The sequence below is a fragment of the Rhodospirillum centenum SW genome (assembly GCF_000016185.1).
Lineage (GTDB): Bacteria > Pseudomonadota > Alphaproteobacteria > Azospirillales > Azospirillaceae > Rhodocista > Rhodocista centena.
In genome coordinates, this window is record NC_011420.2 from 2,073,638 (window position 1) to 2,092,334 (window position 18,697).

Sequence of the window (18,697 nt, forward strand, 5' to 3'; positions counted from 1 at the left end):
AGCCGCCCATGGCCCTGCGCATCGAAACCTTCAGCAACGTCACCGGCGGCAGCAGCACCTTCAAGGCACTGGGGCACCCGCTGGCGGCACGCCAGGGGCACGGGCTGCTGCGCCGGCTGGCGGAGGAAGGGCCGGTCGCGCTCTTCGACCCGCTGGGGCTGGCCGAACCCTTCGCGGAGCTGTGGCCGCTGCACACGGTGGAGCTGACCGGCGTCTACGTGCAGGACGTGGAGCGCATCGGCCTGCCGCTGCTGGGCGAGCGGGCGATGCCGGTGACCGCCATCGCGGAAAGCACGGCGCGCCTGCTGTTCGTCGTGGCGTTCGATGCCGACCGTCTGGTGGCGCAGATCCGTCACCTGATCCCGCCGGGGACGAAGGTGCTGAGTCTGGACCCGCTGAAGCTGCCGGCGGAGATGCTGACCGATCCGGGCCGCTATCTGGCGCCGCTGAACTTCGCCACCAACTTCGCCTTCTTCCGCGATTCGGGCGGCCACCACACGCGGCTGGTGACGGCCAACTACTGGTCCGCCTACGGCGCCGCCTCCCCGCGGCTCTGGCTCTGCCTGTTCGACCATACGGGGACGGTGCTGGCGGAATGGACGGAGGCCCTGCCCGAGGCCGACGGCACCGTGGTGATCGACAGCGCCGAGGTGCGCCGCCGCTTCGGCCTGCCGGAGTTCGTCGGCCAGCTCTTCGTCCATGTCGTCGGCGCCGCCGGGCACGACGTGGTGAAGTACGCGCTGGACACCTACGGCAGCGATCCGCACGTCCTGTCCTGCACCCACGACGCCAACGCCTGGCCGGCGGACTTCTATGCCGGCCTGCCGGCGCCGCAGCCGGGCGAGCGTGTCCTGCTCTGGGTACAGAACAGCCACCCCGTCCCGATCCCGTCCGGGACGGTGGCGCTGAACCCCATGGGGCGCGACGAGGAGGCGGTGACCCTGCGGCACGAGGTCCCGCCGTTCGGCAGCTATGCCCTGGACGTGGCGGAGCTGCTGCCCGAGCTGCGCTGGCCGCGGCAGATCGAGGTGCGGGCGGGGCGCCACTTCGTCCGGCCGCGCTACGAGGTGGTGCGGGAGGCGCCGGGCCGCCCGGCACGCCGGCGCATCGCCCATCCCAATGTCGAGCGCACCGACCTGATGCCCGACCCGCACCTGCCCGAACTGCGCGGGCTGCTGGGCAAGGGCTTCATCCTGCCGGCCCCCGTCTTCCCGCCGGCCCGCTTCCGCTCCATCGCCCTGCCCACGCCGATGGCGCGCGGGCAGCAGAGCCTGCCGCTGCGGGCCATCCTGTACGACGCCGACGGGACCGAGGTGACGCACCGCTCCCTGGGGCTGCTGCCGCGCGACCACGCCACGGCGCTGGACGTGGAGACGCTGCTGGACGGCCACCGGCTGCGCGCCGGCTACGGCCACCTGGAGCTGATCTACGACTTCGCCGTGGGGGAGGAGGCGGACGGCTGGCTGCACGCGCTGTTCCGCTACGAGGACCGCGAGAGCGGCCACGCGGCGGAGACGAGCTTCGGCGCCCACATGTTCAACACCTGCCTTGTCTACCGCGGCGAGCCGCAGAGCTATGCCGGGCGGCCGCCGGGCCTGTCCACCCGGCTGTTCCTGCGCACCGGCATGGACGCCGCCACGGAGACCTTCTGCCACCTGATCTATCCGGCCAGCACGCCCTGGCGCCAGCGTTCGGACACCTCCCTGATCCTGACCCGGCGGGACGGGTCCGAGGTGGCGCGGCGGCATGTCCGCATCGCCTGCTCGGGCAGCTACCGCTTCCAGGTCGGCGACACCTTCGACGCGGCGGAGCTGCGCGAGGCGGGCCCGGACGCCCATGTCCTGATCCGCGACACCACCTGCCGGCTGTTCGGCTATCACGGGCTGATCCGCGACGGGCGGGAGGGCGCCTTCGCGCTCGACCACATGTTCGGGTTCTGACAGTCTGGCCCCCACCGCGGGCGGAGCAACCGCCCCATCCGGGAGCCAGAACCATGGAACCGCTGCTGAGCTACAGCCTGTCCAACTTCCCCGCCTACCTCGCCTATGCGGGGTCGCTGGCCGTGCTGATGACGGTGTTCGTGCTGATCTATGTCTGGATCACGCCCTACAAGGAGATCGGCCTGATCCGGGCGGGCAACAGCGCCGCCGCGCTCAGCTTCTCCGGCGTGCTGATCGGATTCGCCATTCCGGTCTCCAGCGTCGCCGCCTCGGCGGGCAGCCTGCTGGACATGCTGATGTGGAGCGCCATCGCCCTGGTCGGCCAGCTCCTGGCCTTCCTGGTCGCTTCGCGCCTGATGGGCGACCTGCGCCAGGGCATCGAGCACGACAAGGCCAGCTACGGCATCCTGCTGGCCGGCCTGTCCATCACCACCGGCATGATCAACGCCGCCAGCCTGACCTACTGACACAGGACCGATGGACGCAACGGGGGAGCGCCCGGACCGGCCGCATCTTGCGCCGGGGCCGCGGCGTTCCCTTCTATTCATCGTCGCACGGGGTTCGGAGAGAGGGAATGCGCAAGTCGAAGAACGTCGCCACGCTGCTGGCCGGCGGGGCCCTGCTCAGCCTGGGGCTGACGGGCTGCGATCCGGCGCAGGAGGAGGTGCAGATCTATCCGGGGCCGCAGGCCTGCGCCGAGGAGCGCCCGGCCGCCGAATGCGAGGCCGCCTTCGGGGAGGCCCAGCGCCAGCACCTGACGACCGCGCCGCGCTTCACCTCCAAGGAGGAGTGCGAGGCGGAGATGGGACCCGGCGCCTGCACCGTCGTCGAGAGCGGCCAGGGCAGCGTGTTCATGCCGCTGATGGCGGGCTTCCTGCTGGGCCGGATGCTCAGCGGCCCGAATCCGGTCTATGTCGACCGCCGCGGATTCGCCCATGCGCCCGGCGGCACGCTGGGCCGGCTGCCCGGCGGCCGCACCACCCTGAACGGCCCGGTCCGCACCAGCGCCCCCCGGTCCGTCGTCAGCGGCACCAGCCGCGGCGGCTTCGGCAGCACCGGGCGCAGCTTCAGCGCGGGGAGTTGAGGCCGTGCGCCGTCTGACCCTGGCGCCGCGCCCCGACTGGCAGGCCAGACTGGAGGCGCTGGGCTTCGACTTCCACAGCGGCGGCGGCGTGCCCTACTGGGACGAGACCGCCGCCTGGGAGTTCACCACCGCCGAGATCGACCGGCTGGACGATGCGGCGGTGGAGCTGCACCGCCTCTGCCTGGAGGCTGCGGCGCATGTGGTGGCGCACGGCCGCTGGGACGCGCTGGGCATCCCCGCCCACTGGGCACCGCTGCTGCGGGCGAGCTGGGAGCGGCGGGAGGGCACGGACCGCGCCCTCTACGGCCGCCTGGATCTGGCCTGGAACGGCAGCGGCGAGCCGAAGCTGCTGGAATACAACGCCGACACCCCGACCTCGCTGTTCGAGGCGTCGGTCGTGCAGTGGCAGTGGCTGGAGGACCGTTTTCCCGGCACCGACCAGTTCAACGGTCTGCACGAGGCACTGCGCGACGCGCTGGCCGCCCGGCCGGAGCTGGCCCGCGGCCTGCACCTGAGCTGCATCGTCCCGCACCAGGAGGACGAGGGCACGGTGCGCTACCTGGAAGGGGTGGCGCTGGACGCCGGCCGCGCCACCAAGTTCGTGCCGATCGACCAGATCGGCTTCAACGACCGGCTGGGCTTCGTGGACCAGCACGACGAGCCGGTCCACGCCCTGTTCAAGCTCTACCCCTGGGAATGGCTGCTGCGCGAGCCGTTCGGTGCCGCGATGGCCGAGGCGGTGGCCGCCGGCCGGCTGACGGTGATCGAGCCGGCGTGGAAGCTGCTGCTGTCCGGCAAGGGCCTGCTGCCGTTGCTCTGGGAACTGTTCCCCGGGCATCCGAACCTGCTGCCGGCCTACCGCGAGCGCACCCGCTTCCCGGCCGGCAGCACCGTGGTGGCGAAGCCGCTGTTCGGGCGCGAGGGGGCCAATGTCTCCATCGCCCGGCTGGGACCCGACGGCCGGCCCGACGGGGCGCCGCTGGTCAGCATGGCCGGCCCCTACGGCGAGGAGGGCTGGATCTACCAGGAGTTCACGACGCTGCCCGAGGCGGGACCCGGCCGGCATGCCGTACTGGGCGTCTGGCTGGTGGACGGGGCCGCCAAGGGCATGGGCATCCGCGAGGATGACGGTCTGGTCACCCGCGACAGTGCCCGCTTCGTGCCGCACCTGTTCCGCTGAGCCTCAGCCGGCGGCGCGGGTGGCCTCGGCCACGCGGGTCATGAAGGTCCAGACGTCGCGGCTGAGGGCCAGCTCGCCCAGGTCCCTGCCCTCCGGATCGCGCTCCAGATAGCGGGTCCAGAGGGCGGCGGCCTTCGCGGCTTCCGCCGGGTCGCCCTGGGTGAACCGCTCCGTCAGCGCCCGCCAGCGGGCCAGGAGCGCCTGCGCCCCGGGCGAGGCCGGGTCGCCGCCGGCCGCCATGAAGTCCTTCACCTCGGCCACGAGGCGGGTCCAGGCGGCGCCGACCTGCTGCTGCTCTTCCTCCGTGATGCCGCCCTTGCGGGCCGCCCATTCCGCCTGCTCCTCGGGACTGTAGAGTTCGTCCATCACGTCCTGGAGCGCCTTGGGTGTGTGCTGCGTCGTCATCGTCCTCACCAGATCGCAGAGGGTTTCCAGGGAGGGCTGTTCCGGCCCGTCGAGGCGACGCAGCGCCGTGAGCGTGAGCGTCAGCCCGCGCTGTGCCGCGGCCAGCCGGTCGCGCCAGAGTGCTGCCTGCATCTCCAGCAGCCGCGGCAGCGCCGGATCGCCGGCCGACAGCAGGGCGGCGATGCGGGACAGGCCGAAGCCCATCGCCCGCAGCGCCACCACCGCCCCCAGCCGCTCCAGCTCCGCCGGGCCGTAGACCCGCCAGCCCTTCGCCGTCCGGGCGGGGCGGATCAGCCCTTCGCGCTCGTAGACCCGCAGGGCGCGGACCGTGAGGCCCGTCCGCCGCGCGCATTCCGATGCACTGAGGTACCGATCCGCTTTCATCCCGCCCCTCCCGGCCGACCCCGTCCGGCCGCCCTCCCCTGCCCGCCATTGCGCGGGCCCCGTCTTCGCTAAGGTATGACCCAGGGTCCGGCTCAAGGGGTATTTTTCCGGACGCGGCGACCCACGCGGATGGACGGGCTTGCCCGGCCGTTCCGGCTATGTTCTGTTGCCGGCATGACCGACCGTACCATCCTGCTGAATGGCGCCCGGCTGCTGGCCGATCTGTCCGGGGCGCTTCTCTGGCCCGAGCGGGGCTGGCTGGTGGTGGCCGACCTGCATCTGGAGAAGGGCTCCGGCTATGCCGCCCGCGGTACGCTGCTGCCGCCCTACGACACCGGCGCCACCCTCTCCCGGCTGGAGGAGGCGGTGGCGCGGCTGCGGCCGGCGCGGGTCGTCTGCCTGGGCGACAGCTTCCACGACCGCACGGCCGCGGCCCGCGTGCCGGCGGAGGACGGTCGGCGGCTGACACGGCTGACGGCGGCGCTGGACTGGGTCTGGATCGCCGGCAACCACGACCCGCTGCCGCCCGGCGACTGGGGCGGCACGGTGCGGGAGGAGATCGTGGAGGGGCCGCTGACCTTCCGGCACGAGGCGCTGGCAGGGGCCGTGGCGGGCGAGGTGTCGGGGCACTACCACCCCAAGGCTGCCGTGCTGGTGCGCGGCCGACAGCTCAGCGCCCGCTGCTTCGCCTCCGACGGGCGCCGGCTGATCCTGCCCGCCTTCGGCGCCTATGCCGGCGGGCTGAACGTGCTGGACCCGGCCCTGGCCGGGCTGCTGGGGCGGGACTTCCGGGTCTGGCTGCTGGGGCGGGAGAAGGTCCATGCCTTCCCGGCCGCGCGCCTGTCGCCCGGGAGGCCGGGGCCGGCGGCGCTGGGTCCGGCGGCGCTGGCCGCCCGGCAGGCATCGCGCCGCTGAGGGCCGGCCCCGACAAGAGCGGCTTCGAAAAAGCGCGGCCCTGAAAAGGACTGGCCCGGAGCGCGGGGGAACGCTCCGGGCCTTTACGAGCCGCCACCGCTGCGGAGGAGAGGGCGTCCCGGGATAATGCCCGGGCCACCCGACCGGCGACGCCCATGGGTAGTCAATTAGGTACGGATCGGGCTGCTGCAAGCGGTGTTCCGCTGGAAATCTGCACAGCTTGACAAGGGACCCCGCCGGCGTTCCCGAACCGGTCCGGAGCGGCCCGCAGGACCCGCTTTTCTGCGGCCCGGAGCCGTGCAGAAAAGCGGAAGGGACCGGACAAGGCGTTGACGGATCGCCGCGCCGGCACACTTAACGGGATCATTCCTTCGGCTACCCCTTCCATGCGCGCCACCCCCATCCTCGTCTGGTTCCGCCAGGACCTCCGCCTCGCCGACAATCCCGCCCTGAGCGACGCCGCCCGCAGCGGCCGCCCGGTCGTGCCGGTGTTCGTCCTGGACGACGACACCCCCGGCGGCTGGCGGCCGGGCGGCGCGTCGCGCTGGTGGCTGCACCACAGCCTGGCATCCCTGAGCCGGTCGCTGGCGACGGCAGGCTCGCCCCTGGTGCTGCGCCGCGGGCGCGCCGACGTGGCGATCGGGGAACTGGTGCGGGAGACCGGGGCCGGCACGGTTCTCTGGAACCGCTGCTACGAGCCCTGGGCGACGGAGCGGGACAGCCGGCTGAAGGCCGACCTGCGTGCCGCGGGCGTGGAGGTGAAAAGCTTCAACGGGTCGCTGCTGCGCGAGCCGATGACGGTCCGGACCGCGGCCGGGGAGCCCTACCGGGTCTTCACGCCGTTCTGGCGGGCCGTCTCTTCCAGCCCCGACTGGCCGGAGCCGCTGGCCGCGCCCGACCGGCTGGAAGCACCGCCGACGGCACCCGCATCCGATCCTCTGGAGTCCTGGGGCCTGCTGCCGACGACGCCCGACTGGGCCGGCGGGCTGCGGCAGGCGTGGCAGCCGGGAGAAGCGGCGGTGGCGGCCCGGCTCCGCGCCTTCCTGGAGGGCGCCGCCGCCGACTATGCCGAGGGACGCGACCGGCCCGGCAGCGACGGCACCTCCCGCCTGTCGCCCTACCTGCATTTCGGGGAAATCTCGCCCCGGCAGGTCTGGGCGGCGACGCGCGACGCGATGCTGTCCGGCAACCCACCCGAGCACCGGCGGCATGCGGAATCCTTCCTGCGCGAGTTGGGATGGCGCGAATTCTGCTACAACCTTCTGTACCATTTCCCTAAACTTCCGGAACGGCCCCTGAACCCCCGTTTCGAGGACTTCCCGTGGCAGCCGGACAGCGCAGCACTGGATTCCTGGCAGCGCGGACGCACCGGCTATCCCATCGTCGATGCGGGCATGCGCCAGCTCTGGACCACGGGCTGGATGCACAACCGTGTCCGCATGATCGTAGGCTCGTTCCTGGTGAAGCACCTGCTGCTGCCCTGGCAGGAGGGGCAGCGCTGGTTCTGGGACACGCTGGTGGACGCGGATCTGGCGAACAATGCCGCGGGCTGGCAGTGGATCGCCGGCTGCGGCGCCGACGCCGCCCCCTATTTCCGGGTCTTCAACCCGGTGCTGCAGGGCGGGAAGTTCGACCCCGACGGACGCTATGTCCGCCGCTGGGTGCCGGAGCTGGCCGCCCTGCCCGACACGCTGATCCATCAGCCCTGGACCGCCACCGCGGAGACCCTGCGGCGCGCCGGCATCCGGCTGGGCACGGACTATCCCGCCCCCTGCATCGAGCACAAGCGGGGCCGGGACCGCGCGCTGGCCGCCTTCGCCACGCTCAGGCAGGCGGGCGACGCCGCAGACGCCTGAGAGAACGCACCATTGGACGCCTTGGAACCGACTGACGAAGGGAACTGGAGATCATGCGGATCGCTGTGATCGGGGCTGGCATCTCGGGGTTGAGTGCCGCCTGGCTGCTGGACCGGCACGGCCATGACGTCACCGTCTACGAGCAGAACGCCTGTCCGGGCGGGCATTCCAACACGGTGGACGCCCCCGCGCGCAACGGCGGCACGGTGCCGGTGGACACCGGCTTCATCGTCTACAACGAGCACACCTATCCCAACCTGACCGCGATGTTCGAGCATCTGGGGGTGGAGACGGACCGCTCGACCATGTCCTTCGCCGTCAGCCTGGACCGTGGCCGGCTGGAGTATTCCGGCAGCAATCTGGCCGGCATGTTCGCGCAGAAGCGGAACCTGCTGTCGCCGTCCTACCACCTGATGCTGCGCGACATCATGCGCTTCTACAAGGCGGCGCCGAAGCTGCTGGACGACCCCGCGGTCACCGGCATGACGCTGGGCGAGTATCTGGTGCGTGAGCGGTTCGGCCACCGCTTCATCTACGACCACCTGCTGCCCATGGGGGCGGCGATCTGGTCGTCCACCATCGCGGAGATGCTGGCCTTCCCGCTGCACTCCTTCATCCGCTTCTTCCACAACCACGGCCTGCTGAACCTGAAGCGCCGGCCGCAGTGGCGCACGGTGCGGGGCGGCAGCCGCAGCTACGTCGCCAGACTGGTCTCGCAGCTCCGCGGCCCGGTCCACACGGGCCGCGCCATCAGCTCCCTGCGCCGGACCCCGGCGGGGGTGCAGGTGCAGGACGCCGAGGGCCTGTCGGAGCTGTACGACCACGTCGTCATCGGCGCCCACGCCGATCAGGCGCTGGCGATGCTGACCGACGCCAGCGAGGACGAGCGCCGCATCCTGGGCGCCTTCCGTTTCCAGTTGAACCGCGCCGTGCTGCACCGCGACCCGGTGCTGATGCCGCGGCGGCCGAAGGCCTGGTCGAGCTGGAACTATCTTGCGAACGGGACGCGCGACCGGCAGGCCAAGGTCAGCGTCACCTACTGGATGAACCTGCTGCAGAACATCGACCGGCGCAGCCCGCTGTTCGTCACCCTGAACCCGATCGTCGAGCCGCAGCAGTCCCTGAAGATCAAGGAGTTCATCTACGACCACCCGATGTTCGACGCCGCCGCGGTGAACGCGCAGCAGGAGCTGTGGCGCATCCAGGGCGTGCGCCGCACCTGGTTCTGCGGCGCCTGGTTCGGCTACGGCTTCCATGAGGACGGGCTCTCCGCCGGGCTCGCGGTGGCCGAGGCGCTGGGCGCCAAGCGGCCGTGGAGCGTGACCGACGCCTCCCCCGCCGGGCGCAACGCCCGGCCGCGCGGGGCCGAACTGGCCCCGACCGCCGGATGAGACCGCCCATGGGGGAGCATGCGCTCTATCTCGGCCGCGTCATGCACAGCCGGCTGCGGCCGTTCCGGCACAGGTTCGACTACCGGGTCTATTCGCTGCTGGTGGACCTGGACGGGCTGGACCGGCTGCCCTGGCCCCTGCGGCACAACCGCTTCGGCCTCCTGTCCATCGACGACCGCGACCATGGCCGCCGCGACGGCTCCCCCCTGCGCCCCTGGGTGGAGGAGGAGCTGGCACGCCACGGCATCCGCCTGGACGGGGGGACGGTCCGGATGCTCTGCTTTCCGCGGGTGCTGGGCTACGCCTTCAACCCCCTGACCATCTATTTCTGCCACGGCGCGGACGGCCGGCTGGCGGCCCTGCTGTACGAGGTCAAGAACACCTTCGGCGACCAGCACGTCTATGTCTGCCCCGCGGACGGTGACGCAAGCGGGCCGGTAACGCACGCCCAGGCGAAGGAGTTCCACGTCTCCCCCTTCATCGGCATGGACGGGGAATACCGCTTCCGCCTGCGGGTGCCCGATGAGCGCCTGTCCATCCTGATCCGCCAGACCGACCCGGGCGGCGACCTGCTGCTGGCGACCTATACCGGGCAGCGGGCGCCGCTGACCCGCGGGGCACTGCTGGGGGCGTTCCTGACCCACCCGCTGCTGACGCTGAAGGTGATCGGAGCGATCCACTGGGAAGCGCTGCGGCTGTGGCGGAAGGGGGCGGTCTTCCACCGGCGGCCCGACCCGCCGGTCCGCACCGCCTGATGCGCCGGGGCCGGCGGTCGGACGGAAGAACGGACGGCCCCGGCAGCGGACGGGCAGACAGACCAAGCAAACAAACAAAGAACCAGTCCCATGGAGGTTGAGAGAGATGACCGAGAGCAGCCTGACCGGCGGGGGAACCCTCGCGCGCGGCTACCGGCCGTCGCGGACCATGCGCCTGCTGCTGGCGACGGCGCGGGCGCTGCGCATCGGCAGCCTGACGGTGGTCCTGCCCGATGGCACGACCCACCGTTTCGAGGGGACGGAGCCCGGCCCGTCGGGCGTGCTGGCGGTGCATGACGACCGCGTGGCGCGGCGGCTGCTGACCGGCGGCAGCCTGGGCTTCTGCGAATCCTACCTGGACGGCGACTGGTCCAGCCCGGACGTGCCGGCGCTGTTCGAGATGGCGCTGCTGAACGAGGAGATGCTGGGGCGGACGCTGCACGGCCGGCCCTGGTACAGGCTGGCCTCGCACCTTGTCCACGCGCTGCGGCCGAACACCCGCACGGGCAGCCGGCGCAACATCGCCTACCACTACGACCTGGGGAACGAGTTCTACGGGCGCTGGCTGGACGAGACGATGACCTATTCGTCCGCCGTGTTCGCGGGGGAGGCCGACGGTGACGCCGCCGGGGCGGCCGGCCCGGCGCTGGCCGAGGCGCAGCGGCGCAAATACGCCGAGATCGCCCGCCGCATGGGGCTGGAACCCGGCCACCATGTGCTGGAGATCGGCTGCGGCTGGGGCGGCTTCGCCGAGTTCGCGGCGGGCGAGGTCGGGGCCCGCGTCACCGGCATCACCATCAGCCCGCGCCAGTTCGCCTTCGCGTCGGAGCGCATCCAGCGGGCCGGGCTGGGCGACCGGGTGGAGATCCGGTTGCAGGACTACCGCGACACCGCCGGCCGCTTCGACCGCATCGCCAGCATCGAGATGTTCGAGGCGGTGGGCGAGCGCTACTGGCCGGACTTCTTCGGCACGGTGCGCGGGCGGCTGGCCGAGGGCGGCCGGGCGGCGCTCCAGATCATCACCATCGCCGACCGGCATTTCGAGCGCTACCGCCGCGGCGGCGATTACATCCAGCGTTACATCTTCCCCGGCGGCATGCTGCCCTCCCCCACCGCCCTGCGGCGGGAGGTGGAGACGGCGGGCCTGCGCTGGCGCGAGGCGGCCAGCTTCGGCCCGCACTACGCCCGCACGCTGGCGGAATGGAACCGGCGCTTCCAGACCGCCTGGCCCGAACTGTCCGGCATGGGCTTCGACGGCCGCTTCAAGCGCATGTGGGAGCAGTATCTCTGGTACTGCCAGGCGGGCTTCAAGGCCGGGTCCATCGATGTCCTGCAGGTCGCGCTCGCCCGCGACTGATCCCCTCCCCTCTTCGGGCCGGACGGCGGCCATCCGCCTCCGGAAACACTGACGCCAGTGGGAGCGACCGCGGTGAGGGAAGCAAAGACGGGCGGGGGCACGGGCGCCGGCTCGGGCGGCGGCGCGCGCCTGTCGGCGTGGCGGCTGCTGGCCTACGGGCTGCCGGCCCTGCCGCTGGCGGCGCTGACGCTTCCCGCCTTCGCGCTGGTGCCCAAGCACTATGCCGGGCTGGGGCTGCCGCTGGGCGCGGTCGGGCTGGCCATCCTGCTGGCGCGGCTGTGGGACGTGGTGACGGACCCCCTGGTCGGCTGGCTGAGCGACCGCACCCGCGGCCGCTTCGGCCGGCGCCGGCCGTGGCTCATGGCCGGGTTGCCGCTGGTGCTGCTGTCGGTCTGGATGCTGTTCCAGCCGCCGGCCGGTGCCGGCATCGCCCACCTGACCGGCTGGAGCTTCGCCCTCTATCTCGGCTGGAGCATGATCTTCGTGCCCTACGCGGCCTGGGGGGCGGAGCTGTCGGGCGACTATGACGAGCGCACCCGCATCGCCGCCTGGCGCGACGTGCTCTTCCTCGCCGGTTCCATCGCCGCCCCCGTGCTGGTCACCGCGGCCGGCGCGGGCGAGGCGGGCAGCGAGGGGGCGGCGCTGCTGGCCCTGGCAGTCTTCATCCTGGCGGCACTGCCCGCTGCGGTGCTGCTGGCAGTGTTCGCCGTGCCGGAACCGGAACTGCCGCCGACCCGGCCAAGGACAGGGCTGCGGCGCGGCTGGGTCGTCCTTGTGCGCAACGGGCCTTTCCGCCGGTTGCTCCTGGCCTATTTCCTGAACGGGTTGGCGAACGGCCTGCCCGGCCAGCTCTTTCTCTTCTATGCCGCGCATGTGCTGGGAGAGGGGGAGCGGGCGGGCATCCTGCTGCTGGCCTATCTCGTCCCCGGTCTCCTGGCGGTGCCGCTGTGGTTGGCCCTGAGCAGACGCTTCGGCAAACATCGGGTCTGGTCCTGGGCCATGCTCTGGGCCTGCGGCTGGTTCGCCCTGGTGCCCTTCCTGGGGCCGGGCGATTTCGGGGGCTTCCTGGCGGTCTGCCTGATGACGGGGGCCGTGCTGGGGGCCGATCTGGTGCTGCCGGGCGCCATGCAGGCGGACGTGGTGGACCGCGACACGGTCCGCACCGGAACGCCGCGGACCGGGCTCTATTTCGCGCTCTGGGGGCTGGCCTGGAAGCTGGCGCTGGCCCTGTCGGCCCTGGGGCTGACTGTGGCCGGCCTGTTCGGCTTCGCCGACCGGCCCGGCAACCCGCCGGAGGCGCTGGCCGCGCTGACGGCGATCTACAGCCTGCTGCCCATCCTCTTCAAGCTGGGGGCCGTCGCCCTGCTCTGGCACTGGCCGGTGACGGCGGAGGTCCAGGCCGATCTCCGGCGGCGGATCGAGGCGCGGCGCGCCCGCTCCCCGGCCACGTCCCAGGCCATGTCCCAGGCCACGCCCCCCGCCCCACCCCTCCCCCCTGACATCGGATAGCCATGCTCCGCCGACTTCTCCTTCTCGCCGCCACCGTCGCGGCCCTTGCCGGATGCAGCAACATGAAGCCTGAACAGTTCGCCGGCACCGAACCGGCCCTGCACCTGGAGGAGTTCTTCCAGGGCCGATCCCGCGCCTACGGTCTGGTCGAGGACCGCTTCGGCAATGTCCGCCGCCAGTTCGTCGTGGACATCGAGGGGCGTTGGGACGGCAAGGTGCTGACCCTGACCGAGGATTTCGTCTGGAACGACGGCGAGACCGAGCGCCGCGTCTGGGAGCTGACGAAGCTGGACGAGCACACCTGGGAAGGCCGCACCGCCGACGCCATCGGCGTCGCCACCGGGCGGCTGTTCGGTCAGGCCTACAACATGAACTACGACTTCAACCTGAAGATGGGCGAGCGCCGGATGAAGGTGCATTTCGACGACTGGATGTTCCTGCAACCCGACGGCGTGCTGCTGAACCGGGCGACCATGAGCAAGTTCGGCATCGATCTCGCCACCATCACCATCGCCTTCCGCAAGGAGGGGGCGACCGCGGCCCTGCCGCAACCGGCGCCGGCCGAACGCGCCGCCGAGTGAGGCCACGGGTAACGCGCGTGAAACCCTTCGCCCGGCGCGGACTTGTTTCCGACGCCGGGCGCGGTCTATAGAGGCGGACCGGCCCGGGGAGCGGTTCCCCGGACCCGCCCTGCCCTGCCCTGAAGGAGTGGTCCATGCAGCCCATGTGGCGCGTCGCGTTCGAGGTGCCGGAGGCGATGGCCCCGCTGTTCGCCGAGATCGTCGAGCCGCACATGGACGCGGTGGCCACCTTCGAGTTGCAGGAGGGCGGCAACTGGCTGATCGAGGGGACCTCCCACGCCGAGCCGGACGGCAGCCGCCTCTCCACCAAGCTGGCCATCCTGGCGGCCTCGCTGGGCCTGCCGGAGCCGGCCCTGACGATCGAGCCGATCGCGCCGATCGACTGGGTGACGCAGACCTATCTCAGCTTCCCGCCGATCCGGGTCGGCCGCTTCTTCGTCCATGGCAGCCATCACAAGACTGGGGTGCCGGCCGGTTGCGTCGGCCTCCAGATCGAAGCCGCGATGGCCTTCGGCTCGGGCGAGCACGCCACCACCCAGGGCTGCCTGAAGGCGCTGGACGATCTCAGCCGCAGCCTGCCGCTGGGCCATGCGCTGGACATGGGCTGCGGCTCGGGCATCCTGGGCTTCGCCATCGCCAGGCTGTGGCGGATGCCGGTGCTGGGCGTGGACATCGACGACCTGTCGGTGGAGATCGCGGCCGAGAACGCCGTGCTGAACCGGGTCGCCCATCTGGTCGATCTGCGGGCCGGCAACGGCTATGACACCCCGGAGGTGCGCCGCCGCGCGCCCTTCGACCTGATCGTCGCCAACATCCTGGCGAAACCGCTGGCGCGGATGGCGCCGCAGCTCCGCCGCCATCTGGCGCCGGGCGGCACGGCGGTGCTGTCGGGCCTGCTGCGCCGGCAGGAGAACATGGTGCTGGCCGCGCACCGGGCGCAGGGGCTGCATCTGGTCCGGCGCTACCGCATCGGCGACTGGTCCACGCTGGTTCTGCGCCCGTGAGGGCGCTTGCGGGGCTGCCCGGCGGGCACTAGGGTCTAGCGGTCAGGCCGCGGGCCGGGTCGCGGGATCCGGGCCGCAGCCGCCCCTCCGACCGTGAGTGACCAGCCTTGGATGCCGTCCGATCCGCCTATCGGGGCGATGCAGAACTGGAGCGCCTGTTGCAGGGCGCCGGGATCGACCGCAGCGTCGCGGAGATCCGCGACCTGATCGCCGGGGTCAACGCCGCCCCGGACGGGGAGCATCCCGACCGCTGGCTGGCCCTGGTGGGGGAGGACCTGCCGGCGGAGCTGGCCACCCAGCTCCGGCTGCTGCGCCGGAGCATCCCCCACCCCGCCGCCCCGGAGGCCGGCGACCATGCCGCCCGGCTGGCAGCGCTGCGGGCCGAGTTGCACCGGCGCGGGCTGGACGGCTTCGTCATCCCGCGCGGGGACGAGCACCAGGGCGAATACGTTCCCCTGCGCGCCAACCGGCTGGCCTGGCTGACCGGCTTCACCGGCTCCGCCGGCATGGCGCTGGTGCTGAAGGAGAAGGCCGCCATCTTCATCGACGGCCGCTACACGCTCCAGGTCCGGCAGGAGGTGGACAACGCCACCTACGAATACCGCCACCTGATCGACGAGTTCCACGGCGACTGGGCGGCCGGACTGCTGCGCACCGGGCAGAAGCTGGGCTTCGATCCGTGGCTGCACACGGTCGGCTGGGTCGAGCGGATGCGCAACGCGCTGGCCCGCTGCGGCGCCGAACTGATCGCCGTGGACGACAACCCCATCGACACCGTCTGGCACGACCAGCCGCCGGCGCCGCTGGGGCTCGTCACCGCGCACCCCGAGCGCTACGCCGGCAAGAGCGCCGCCGACAAGCGGGCCGAGGTGGCGCGCGAGCTGGAGCGCAGCGGCACCCGCGCCGCCGTGCTGACGCAGCCCGACAGCATCGCGTGGCTGCTGAACGTGCGCGGCTCCGACGTGCCCTGCACGCCGCTCCCGCTGTCCTTCGCGCTGGCGCGCGACAGCGGCGAGGTGGACTGGTTCGTGGACCGGCGGAAGCTGGCGCCGGGACTGGAGGAGCATCTGGGCAACCAGGTCGCCGTCCGTCCGCCGGAGGAGCTGGGGGACGAGCTGGACGCGCTGGGCAAGGCCGGCGCCAAGGTGCGGGTGGACCCCGGCAACAGCGCCGTCTGGATCTTCGACCGGCTGCACGTCACCGGCGGCCGGGTCGAGCGGGAGGCGGACCCCTGCATCCTGCCCAAGGCCTGCAAGAACCCCGTCGAGATCGCCGGCGCCCGCGCGGCGCATGTGCGCGACGGCGTGGCCATGGCCCGCTTCCTCTGCTGGCTGGAGCAGGAGGCGCCGGCCGGCCGGCTGGATGAGATCGCGGCGGCACAGCGGCTGCTGGCCTTCCGCCGCGAGGGCGAGCTGTTCCAGGACCAGAGCTTCGAGACGATCTCCGCCGCCGGACCCAACGCGGCGCTCTGCCACTACCGGGTCAGTGAGAAGACGAACCGGCGTATCGAGAACAACAGCCTCTATCTGGTGGACAGCGGCGCCCAGTACCTGGACGGCACCACCGACATCACCCGCACGGTCGCGGTGGGCGAGCCGACGGCGGAGATGAAGCGGCTGTTCACCCTGGTGCTGAAGGGGCACATCGCCATCAGCACCGTCCGCTTCCCCGGCGGCACGACGGGGTCGCAGCTCGATGCCCTGGCCCGGCAGTATCTCTGGGCGGAGGGGCTGGACTACGACCACGGCACCGGCCATGGCGTCGGCAGCTTCCTGTCGGTGCATGAGGGGCCGCAGCGCATCGCCAAGATGCACAATCCGCAGCCGCTGCTGCCGGGCATGATCCTGTCCAACGAGCCCGGCTACTACCGGACCGGCGGCTTCGGCATCCGCACCGAGACGCTGGTGCTGGTCACGGCGCTGGAAGTGCCGGGGGCGGAGCGGCCTGTCCTGGGCTTCGAGACCCTGACCCTGGCGCCGATCGACCGCCGGCTGGTGGAGCCGTCGCTGCTGACCCCGGCGGAACGGGACTGGCTGAACGGCTACCATGCCCGCGTCCGGCAGGAGATCGGGCCGCGGCTCGACGACGCCACGCGCGGCTGGCTGGAGCGGGCGACCGAGCCGGTGTGACGGCCGGCCCGTCCCGCTCCTTCCCGAAACTCCCGCCCGAACGGAAAAGGGGCGCCGGCTGGCAGGCCGGCGCCCCTTCCCTTTTCCGGACCCGCTTCCGGGCTCAGCGCCTGGCCGGCTTGGCGGCCTGCTGGTCCAGGATCTTCTCCATCTCGTCCATGATGGTGTCCATGCGCTTGATCAGCGCCTGGTAGGGGGTCGGCGACGCCATGTCGAGGCCGGCCTTCTTCAGGAGCTGGTAGGGGTATTCCGAGCCGCCGGCCCGCAGCACGGAGAGATAGGCGTCGCGCGCCGTCTCGCCCTTCTGCTCCACCTGCCCCGCGAAGTAGGCCGCCGCCGCCATCGACGTGGCGTACTGGTAGACGTAGAAGGGCCGGTAGAAGTGCGGGATGTAGGCCCATTCCGCACAGTAGGCCGGGTCGATCTTCATCACGCCCTCGGCATCGCCGTGGTAGCGCTTGAGCAGGTCGCAGTAGATCGCCGTCATGCGCTGGCCGCTCAGGGCCTCGCCGCGCTCGACCGCGTCATGGGTCGCCAGCTCGAACTCGGCGAACATGGTCTGGCGGAAGAAGGTGCCGCGCATCCCCTCCAGCGCATAGCCCAGGTAATAGAGCCGCTCCTGCGGAGTCTCGGCCCGGGACAGCATGTAGTCGGACAGCAGGATCTCGTTCGTGATGGAGGCGATCTCCGCCACGAACAGGGAATAGTCCGCCGTCTCATAGGGCTGGCTGGCGTTGGCCAGCTTGGTGTGCATGCCGTGGCCCCACTCGTGGGCGAAGGTGCTGACCCCGTCGAAATTGTCCTGGTGGTTCAGGAAGACGAAGGGATGCACCCCGTAGACGCCCGTCTGGTAGGCGCCGGACTGCTTGCCCTCGGCCGGGTAGACATGCATCCAGCGGCCGTCCAGGGCCTCCTTCAGCTTCGCCTGGTATTCAGGGCCGAGCGGCTTCACGGCCGCGAGCGTCAGCGTGCCCGCCTCGGCGATCGGGTACTTGCGGTCGATCCGCACGACCGAGGGGTAGATGTCGTAGTAGTTCAGGTCCGGCAGGTCCAACATCCGCTGCCGCAGCTTGAAGTAACGGTGCAGCGTCGGCAGGCCCTTGTTCGCCTCGGCCACCAGGGTGCGATAGACCTCCTCCGGGATGTCGTTGTCGGCCAGGGAGGCGGCGACGGCGCTCTTGTAGCCGCGCAGGCGCGCGTTGATCGTGCCCGCCTCCACCCGGCCCGCCAGGGTGGACCCGAAGGTGTTCGTGTACTGGCCGAACTTCGTCCAGAAGGCGTCGAAGGCCTGCTTGCGCACGGCCCGGTCGGGATGCTCGCGCAGGCGCTGGTAGCCGATCTGGTTGAGCTTCACCTCCTGCCCCTCGACCGTGAGGGTCGGCCAGTCGATATCGACGGTGGCGAGCAGGTTGTAGGTGGTGCCGGGCGCGTACATCACCGGGGCGAAGGCGGCCAGCGCGGCTTCCGCCTCCTTGGACAGCGTATGCGCCTTGGTGCGCAGGATGTCGCGCAGGCGGAAGGCGTGCGGGGCCAGCCCCTTCTCGGCCTTGATGAAGGCTTCCACCTTCTCGGCGCCGATGTCCTGCACCTCCGGCGACAGCCAGGAGACGGCGGCGCCGAAACGGCCGCCGAGCTGGCGGATCAGACCCGCCCGCTCCTGGTTGCGGGCGTCGCGGCTGTCGGTGGAGGCCTGGGTGGAGGCATAGACGGCCAGCCGCTCGAACCGCTGCGACAGGGCCGAGATGCGGTCCAGAGCCGCGCGCATGGTGGCGGCGTCCTTGCCCAGCGTGCCGCGCAGCGCCTCGATCCCGGCCAGGTCCGCCAGCACGGCCTTGCGCTCGGCGTCCCAGTCGGCATCCGTCTTGAACAGCGTCGTCAGGTCCCAGACATAGCGCGGGTCCGGCGTCGCCGCCGGAGCGGCCGCGGGCGCCTCGGCCGCATCGGTGCCGCCGGGACCGGCGACGGCCGTCGCGGCCTGGGCCGTGGCAAGGCACAGGGGCGTCAGCCCGACGAGGAGGGCGAGGGTGGCGGCGCCGGCAAGGCGGACGCGCAGCGGGGATCGTGAAGCCATTGTCTGCCATTCCCTGTTCGGACCGCACGGCACCGGAGCCGCACGGATGTTCTGCGTCCGACGGGTTATAGCGGCGCGGCGCCGACGGTTGCGGACCGAAATTGTAACGGGTCGGTTTCGCCCGCCCGGACGGGAG

At 71.7% G+C, this 18,697-nt stretch carries 15 protein-coding genes; 13 read left to right on the forward strand and 2 right to left on the reverse strand.

Annotated features, from left to right (window positions below; all coding sequences use genetic code 11):
- Window positions 1-8: 8 nt before the first annotated feature.
- From RC1_RS09690 to RC1_RS09705, 4 genes are all read left to right on the forward strand, one after another.
- Complete coding sequence (locus tag RC1_RS09690; RefSeq protein WP_012567198.1) at window positions 9-1,940, forward strand: hypothetical protein; 1,932 nt, start codon at window positions 9-11, stop codon at window positions 1,938-1,940.
- A 53-nt stretch (window positions 1,941-1,993) separates the two neighbouring features.
- Window positions 1,994-2,407, forward strand: coding sequence for a DUF350 domain-containing protein (locus tag RC1_RS09695; RefSeq protein ID WP_012567199.1), 414 nt, complete (start codon window positions 1,994-1,996; stop codon window positions 2,405-2,407).
- 107 nt (window positions 2,408-2,514) lie between these two features.
- Entirely contained in the window at window positions 2,515-3,024 is a 510-nt protein-coding gene (locus tag RC1_RS20075; protein ID WP_012567200.1) for a DUF1190 domain-containing protein, read from the forward strand.
- A 4-nt stretch (window positions 3,025-3,028) separates the two neighbouring features.
- Window positions 3,029-4,204: a glutathionylspermidine synthase family protein gene (locus RC1_RS09705; RefSeq protein WP_012567201.1), complete on the forward strand. Its 1,176-nt coding sequence runs from the start codon at window positions 3,029-3,031 to the stop codon at window positions 4,202-4,204.
- A gap of 3 nt (window positions 4,205-4,207) precedes the next feature.
- On the opposite strand, the gene RC1_RS20080 is transcribed toward RC1_RS09705, so the two are convergent.
- The gene (locus tag RC1_RS20080; protein WP_012567202.1) at window positions 4,208-4,993 is read right to left on the reverse strand and encodes a MerR family transcriptional regulator; all 786 of its coding nucleotides are present in this window, start codon (window positions 4,991-4,993) and stop codon (window positions 4,208-4,210) included.
- 174 nt (window positions 4,994-5,167) lie between these two features.
- Here RC1_RS20080 and pdeM point away from each other — a divergent pair, with 174 nt between their 5' ends.
- From pdeM to RC1_RS09755, 9 genes are all read left to right on the forward strand, one after another.
- A complete protein-coding gene (gene pdeM, locus RC1_RS09715; protein WP_049766680.1) occupies window positions 5,168-5,908 on the forward strand; it encodes a ligase-associated DNA damage response endonuclease PdeM in 741 nt (246 codons plus the stop codon).
- A 386-nt stretch (window positions 5,909-6,294) separates the two neighbouring features.
- Entirely contained in the window at window positions 6,295-7,764 is a 1,470-nt protein-coding gene (locus tag RC1_RS09720) for a cryptochrome/photolyase family protein (RefSeq protein ID WP_012567204.1), read from the forward strand.
- A 53-nt stretch (window positions 7,765-7,817) separates the two neighbouring features.
- The gene (locus RC1_RS09725; RefSeq protein WP_012567205.1) at window positions 7,818-9,155 is read left to right on the forward strand and encodes an NAD(P)/FAD-dependent oxidoreductase; all 1,338 of its coding nucleotides are present in this window, start codon (window positions 7,818-7,820) and stop codon (window positions 9,153-9,155) included.
- A gap of 8 nt (window positions 9,156-9,163) precedes the next feature.
- Window positions 9,164-9,910, forward strand: a complete 747-nt coding sequence (locus tag RC1_RS09730; RefSeq protein WP_012567206.1) for a DUF1365 domain-containing protein — start codon at window positions 9,164-9,166, stop codon at window positions 9,908-9,910.
- Between the two features lie 106 nt (window positions 9,911-10,016).
- Complete coding sequence (locus RC1_RS09735; RefSeq protein WP_012567207.1) at window positions 10,017-11,267, forward strand: SAM-dependent methyltransferase; 1,251 nt, start codon at window positions 10,017-10,019, stop codon at window positions 11,265-11,267.
- 72 nt (window positions 11,268-11,339) lie between these two features.
- Window positions 11,340-12,776 carry an MFS transporter gene (locus RC1_RS09740; protein WP_012567208.1) on the forward strand — a complete coding sequence of 479 codons (1,437 nt, stop codon included), beginning with the start codon at window positions 11,340-11,342 and terminating at the stop codon, window positions 12,774-12,776.
- Window positions 12,777-12,778: 2 nt separating this feature from the next.
- Window positions 12,779-13,357 carry a DUF3833 domain-containing protein gene (locus RC1_RS09745; protein ID WP_012567209.1) on the forward strand — a complete coding sequence of 193 codons (579 nt, stop codon included), beginning with the start codon at window positions 12,779-12,781 and terminating at the stop codon, window positions 13,355-13,357.
- 134 nt (window positions 13,358-13,491) lie between these two features.
- The gene (locus RC1_RS09750) at window positions 13,492-14,361 is read left to right on the forward strand and encodes a 50S ribosomal protein L11 methyltransferase (protein WP_012567210.1); all 870 of its coding nucleotides are present in this window, start codon (window positions 13,492-13,494) and stop codon (window positions 14,359-14,361) included.
- Window positions 14,362-14,468: 107 nt separating this feature from the next.
- On the forward strand, window positions 14,469-16,490 hold the full coding sequence (locus RC1_RS09755; protein ID WP_012567211.1) for an aminopeptidase P family protein: 2,022 nt from the start codon (window positions 14,469-14,471) through the stop codon (window positions 16,488-16,490).
- Between the two features lie 103 nt (window positions 16,491-16,593).
- Here the strand turns inward: RC1_RS09755 and pepF are convergent, their stop codons facing one another.
- The gene (gene pepF / locus RC1_RS09760) at window positions 16,594-18,561 is read right to left on the reverse strand and encodes an oligoendopeptidase F (protein WP_012567212.1); all 1,968 of its coding nucleotides are present in this window, start codon (window positions 18,559-18,561) and stop codon (window positions 16,594-16,596) included.
- Window positions 18,562-18,697 lie beyond the last annotated feature (136 nt).